Below are 5130 nucleotides of genomic sequence, written 5' to 3'. Positions count from 1 at the left end.
CCTAATTTTCTCACTTGTTCTGATACATAGCCCTCTTCATTCTCAAAGAGTATTCCAGCGAATTGGGATGAAACGTAAATCCTTGCTTTTCGTTCGGTCATCAGGGTTCTTCCTTCTGCTCAATAGGGCCCGGTACTGCCTGGCATCCAAACATAGCCAAAGCTTGATTCACTTTATCCAGCCTGACGGTAGGTTTCCCTTGTTCCAGTTCACGCACAAATCGCAGGCCGAGTCCCGAGCGAAGAGCAAATTCTTCCTGGGTAAGCCCATTCCGTTTTCTTTGTTCCTTGATAAAACGTGCAATTGTATTCATAGGTCTATTTTATACCCGAACGGGTAATAATACAAGAAAATGTAGTGATATTACACCCGAACAGGTATGATTACAGTAGTACTATACCGTTTCATACCCTTTAGGGTGCAAAAGCAGGCTCATTCTCTATGCCGTATACTATGCATATCTGTGTTTGTTGGTCCTAAACGGTTTCCCTGTTTCTTGAACACCACTCCTTCCCCTCGCTATGATACCCTTAGGCGAAGGAGTGATGATGGGTAGCAAAAACAGCAAGCTTGGACTCTTTGACAGTGTGCACCTTCTTGTAGGGGGAATGATCGGATCGGCCATTTTCTCACTGTCCGGCATCACCATCCTGCAGGCCGGTCCTGCCTCGCTGCTTTCATGGATGCTTGGTGGTCTCATCCTGCTTGCCTATGGACTGCAAACAGCAGAGCTTGCTTCGCGCTATCCGCAAAGCGGCGGGATTTTCAACTTTCCGGCACAGCTCTTGGGAAAGACACGGGAGCAGGGCAGGCTCTGGGGTTGGATCTCAGCATGGGCCTACCTCTTCGGCTGCATTGCCGGGGCTGCCTTTTCAGCCATCTATATTGGCATTTATCTGGGGGTAGCGTTTCCGGCCCTCGGGTCTCTGCAGGTGCCTCTTGGCATAGTTGCCGTACTACTGTGTGGGGCTTTGAATATCGCTCGATTCAGAATTACCGGTCGGGCTACCACAATTCTGACTCTTTTCCTGAGTGGAACGCTGGTGCTGTTTGCCATTGCAGTGTTTACCAGCGGCAGCTGGGATGCTTCCTTACTGTTGCCTTTCTTTACCCAAGGCAGTGGAGGGGCTACCGGTTTTCTCGATGCTCTGCCTTTGGCAATGGTTGCCTATGGGGCCATCGTTGCACTTTCCTTCTTGGTAGGAGAGGTGGAGAACCCGAACAAAACAGTGCCCAAGGCGATGGCAATCGCCATGGCCGTAGTATTGGTTTTCTATCTTGCGGTATTGATGGCTACGCTTGGTTTGGTTTCCGCAGGGTTCCTTGAGGCCAATGAGGGACTGCGCTATATTCCTCTCTATGCTGCCGCTTCCTTCTTGCCGAATCTTTCCTTCCTGACTCCCTTGATCTCCATCTCTGCAGTCCTGGCCTTGGTCACCACCATGATCGTCACCATGGCCCTTGCCGCTCATACCCTGCTTTCCTGTGCAGAAAATGGCGTGTTGCCTCAGTTCCTTGCCAAGACAGGCAAGAGATCGGGGGCTCCTCTCACTGCGACGCTGGTGGTTGTTCTAATAACCGGCTTATTTGCAACCTTCCCTCAGTTGACCAATATCCTGATCAACCTTGGGGCACTGTGCAATGTTATTGTGGTTGCCATCGTCTGTGTGACAGTGCTTGCTTTGCGCAAGAAGTACCCCAAGCTCGAAGCCGGCCATTTCAGAGCTCCGGGGGGCAGGGTGCTTCCGGTTCTTACCTTGGTTATCCTGGTTGCAAGTTATATACCCAGCATTGTACAGGGAGGTTGGCAGCTGTGGGCGGCCACTGCTGCCTACTACCTGCTTGGTATGGTGCTCTATCGAGGTCGGAGGCAGAGCCTATGAGAATCGCCTGTGGAGTGTTTGACGGGGTGCATACAGGTCATCAGGCACTGCTCTCCCAAAAACCCGATATCGTGTATGTCCTTCCACCACGAACAGAGCACGTGTTGACTACTGTCGACGAGAAACTGGCTCTGATCCGAACTTTTAGTGGTTCAGCAGCTCAGATTGAGCTGGTTGAGCAACTTCCCAAAATTTGCTCATCCGATATTCTTTCGATAGATACCATACGGTACAAAGACTTACCCATTACCACAGAACGCATCCAGGCAGCACTGCTTGCAGGTGAGATAGAGGATGCTGAGGCTATGCTGGGCTATCCGTACACCCTCAGAGGAGAGGTGGTGTATGGCAGGCAGCTTGGAAGGACGGTGGGCATGCCCACGGTCAACCTCAAGACAGCCGATGAGAAACTGCTTCCCGCCCACGGGGTGTATGGGACGATTACCATCGTCGATGGTGTTCGCTATCTGGGTGTGACGAGCATCGGGCCAAGGCCTACGGTGGACAACCTTCCGACTGTCACCATCGAAACCTTTCTGCTCCATTTCAATCGAGAACTCTACGGCCAGCACATCAGTCTGGAGCTGAAGATGTATATCCGTCCCATCACCAAGTTCGAGAACCTCGAGGCTGTACGAAAGAAGGTGGATGAGGATGTGATGTATGTGATGGAGAAAAACCTGTTGTAAGTGCTTGTGCTGGACGTCCGGGTATTCTCGTGATACCGTCTATTCAGAGGTTTTGTGCAGCATGTCTGATTTGTATGATTATGGCTCTTTCACCATGCCTGGGGAGGCAGGGTATGAAGAACTGACCTTGCAGTTGGCAAAGAAGTGGGGCTCGGATGTCATCCGTGATTGTGATGGAACCAAGCTCTCCGAACAGCTGCTTTCTGCAGGAATGGATGTGTATTCCACCATCTGCATCATTCGTGATCACAATGCTTTCATTCAAGAACATCCAGAGTACCAGCAACAAGTCTTTTTAGAGAGTGAGCGTGTGCTTGCCACCTCTTCTGCTGTTTCCATTGATCTTCTGTCTGGATACTTTTCCAAGCAGTTTGCCGTGAACAAGAACTCAACGTCCTACTGGCAGGTCTATGACAGGACCTCCGATACTGTGGTTCCCCGCATCAATTGGTCCTACGATGCAGAGAGTGATAGTGTCACCATCCAAGGCACTGCTCAATGGCACCACTACAGTGTAAACTTCCTTGCTTTCCGAATCTGGGAAGAGATCAACATGTACAACCATGTGACCAACAGCTGGGAGAAGGAGCCTCTGAAACAACTCGATCCCCGCTATCCCGAGGTGCAGGAGTACCTGCGCACATGGTTGATTACATGGTGTGAAGAGCATGAAGAGACAGATGTGGTTCGCTTCACTTCCCTGTTCTATAACTTTGTCTGGATCTGGGGCAGCGATGAGCGCAATCCCTTTCTCTTTACCGACTGGGCTTCCTATGATTTCACCGTCAGCCCACTGGCCCTAGATCAGTTTGCTAGAGAGTATGGGTATAGACTTACCAGCGAGGACTTCATCAACCAAGGGTATCGTAATCCCAATCATTTGGCTTGGAAACAGAAGATGATGGACTACTTGTGGTTCACCAACCGCTTTGTCTGTTCGTTTGCCAAGGAGCTGGTGGACATCGTCCACCGCTACGGCAAGAAAGCCTATGTATTTTATGACGACAGCTGGGTGGGGATGGAACCACAGTCGGAGGCCTTTGGTACCATTGGTTTCGATGGGATTATCAAGTGCGTGTTCTCGGCCTTTGAAGCCAGGCTCTGTAGCTCAGTGCCTGGTAAGCTGACTCATGAATTGAGACTTCATCCTTATCTCTTCCCGGTAGGGTTGGGGGGTTCCCCAACGTTCAAGGAGGGAGGCAATCCCGCCCTCGATGCCCAAAAGTACTGGGTGCAGGTGAGAAGGGCTTTGCTGCGGGCTCCGATCGACCGTATCGGTTTGGGTGGAATTCTGCACCTGGTCGAAGGCTTTCCTGATTTTGTGGATGCGATTGCTGATATTGCCAAGCAATTCAGGATGATCAAGGACCTGCATACGAGGTCGTCTGTCTACAAGGTAGATCTGAAAGTAGGAATTCTGACCAGCTGGGGCAAACTGAGGACATGGACGTGTGGCGGGCACTTCCATGAACATCCTGATTTGGATTTGATCAACATCCTGGAAAGCCTTGCAGGCCTTCCGTACGAGGTCGAGTTCCTGAGCTTCGATGAGGTGACCCAAAAGAATCTTGAGAAGATTGATGTTCTCATCAATGCAGGCTTTGCCGGCAGCAGTTGGAGCGGGGGAGAGCATTGGAAGGATGACAAGATTGTAACGACGCTTACCGAATGGGTCCATGCCGGTGGTGTTTTTGTGGGCGTGAATGAGCCCTCTGCCGTGCAGGGATATGCAAACAATCTGAGAATGGCTCCTGTGCTTGGAATCGATATTGATGATGGTCGGCGACTTTGCCATGGAGTATGGAAGGTCGAGCAGGAAGCAGGATCAAAGCTAAATTTGGGAATCCGTTCCAAGACAGGTGTCTATCTGATCGACAAAGAGACGAAGGTTCTTCAAGCCAAGGACAATCTTGCAGTAGTAACACAGCGTGCTTTTGGCAAGGGAAAGGGCATCTACCTTAGTGAGTATCGGTATAGTCCTGAAAATACATTCTCGTTGCGTTCAATACTTGAACAGGATACGATACATGATAGTTTCTATTACACAGACAACCCTTTGGTTGACTGTGCTTACTTCCCTGAGGCAAAGACACTGGTTTTGGTCAATGGGGGCGGGGAGAGGCAGGGTGTTGGTGTTCATACAGAGAAGGGATTGATTTCTGCAGAGTTGGAGGGCTTTGCAACAATTTTGATTTCCTATGAATAAGGTTGGTTATTGGAGAAATTGGTAGGTACTATTTGATTGTCTGATATATTACTTGAATTGATGCCAAATAGTATAGAAATCAAGTCAATTGATACGAGTATTTCTCTGAATCTAGTTTACAGGTTCGGATTACAATGATAGTCTACAATCTAGCCGGGGGATGGGATTTGTCGTTATTCAATTTGTCTCATTCCTTACCATCTTTTTTGTAGGTTCGTCCTGAAAAAGATTGGCTGTGTGCACCCCGTTGCCAGAATTTTCTGGGTTGGGGTAGGTTTGCCTAAATTATTGCCTGAGGACTTACATGGGGTCGTCAAAACATACTCGTTTGTAAGTACTCAGGTGTTTTGAG

At 49.6% G+C, this 5130-nt stretch carries 4 protein-coding genes; 3 read left to right on the top strand and 1 reads right to left on the bottom strand.

All coding sequences use genetic code 11. The features are described 5' to 3' along the window. Positions 1-100: 100 nt before the first annotated feature. Positions 101-313, bottom strand: a complete 213-nt coding sequence (locus B3K89_RS10665; protein ID WP_345907384.1) for a helix-turn-helix transcriptional regulator — start codon at positions 311-313, stop codon at positions 101-103. A gap of 235 nt (positions 314-548) precedes the next feature. Between B3K89_RS10665 and B3K89_RS10660 the strand changes: the two genes are divergently transcribed. The 3 genes from B3K89_RS10660 (at position 549) to gnpA (ending at position 4778) form a co-directional block, all read left to right on the top strand. After that, positions 549-1883, top strand: a complete 1335-nt coding sequence (locus tag B3K89_RS10660) for an APC family permease (RefSeq protein ID WP_345907383.1) — start codon at positions 549-551, stop codon at positions 1881-1883. Then, entirely contained in the window at positions 1880-2572 is a 693-nt protein-coding gene (locus B3K89_RS10655) for a riboflavin kinase (RefSeq protein ID WP_345907382.1), read from the top strand. The genes B3K89_RS10660 and B3K89_RS10655 overlap by 4 nt, the downstream gene beginning before the upstream one ends. A gap of 61 nt (positions 2573-2633) precedes the next feature. Beyond that, positions 2634-4778, top strand: a complete 2145-nt coding sequence (gnpA, locus tag B3K89_RS10650) for a 1,3-beta-galactosyl-N-acetylhexosamine phosphorylase (protein ID WP_345907381.1) — start codon at positions 2634-2636, stop codon at positions 4776-4778. Positions 4779-5130: the final 352 nt, after the last annotated feature.

The organism is Sphaerochaeta sp. UBA5849 (assembly GCA_002432715.1).
Lineage (GTDB): Bacteria > Spirochaetota > Spirochaetia > Sphaerochaetales > Sphaerochaetaceae > Sphaerochaeta.
Note: the sequence above shows the minus strand (reverse complement) of the source record. Positions and strands in the feature narration are given on the sequence as shown.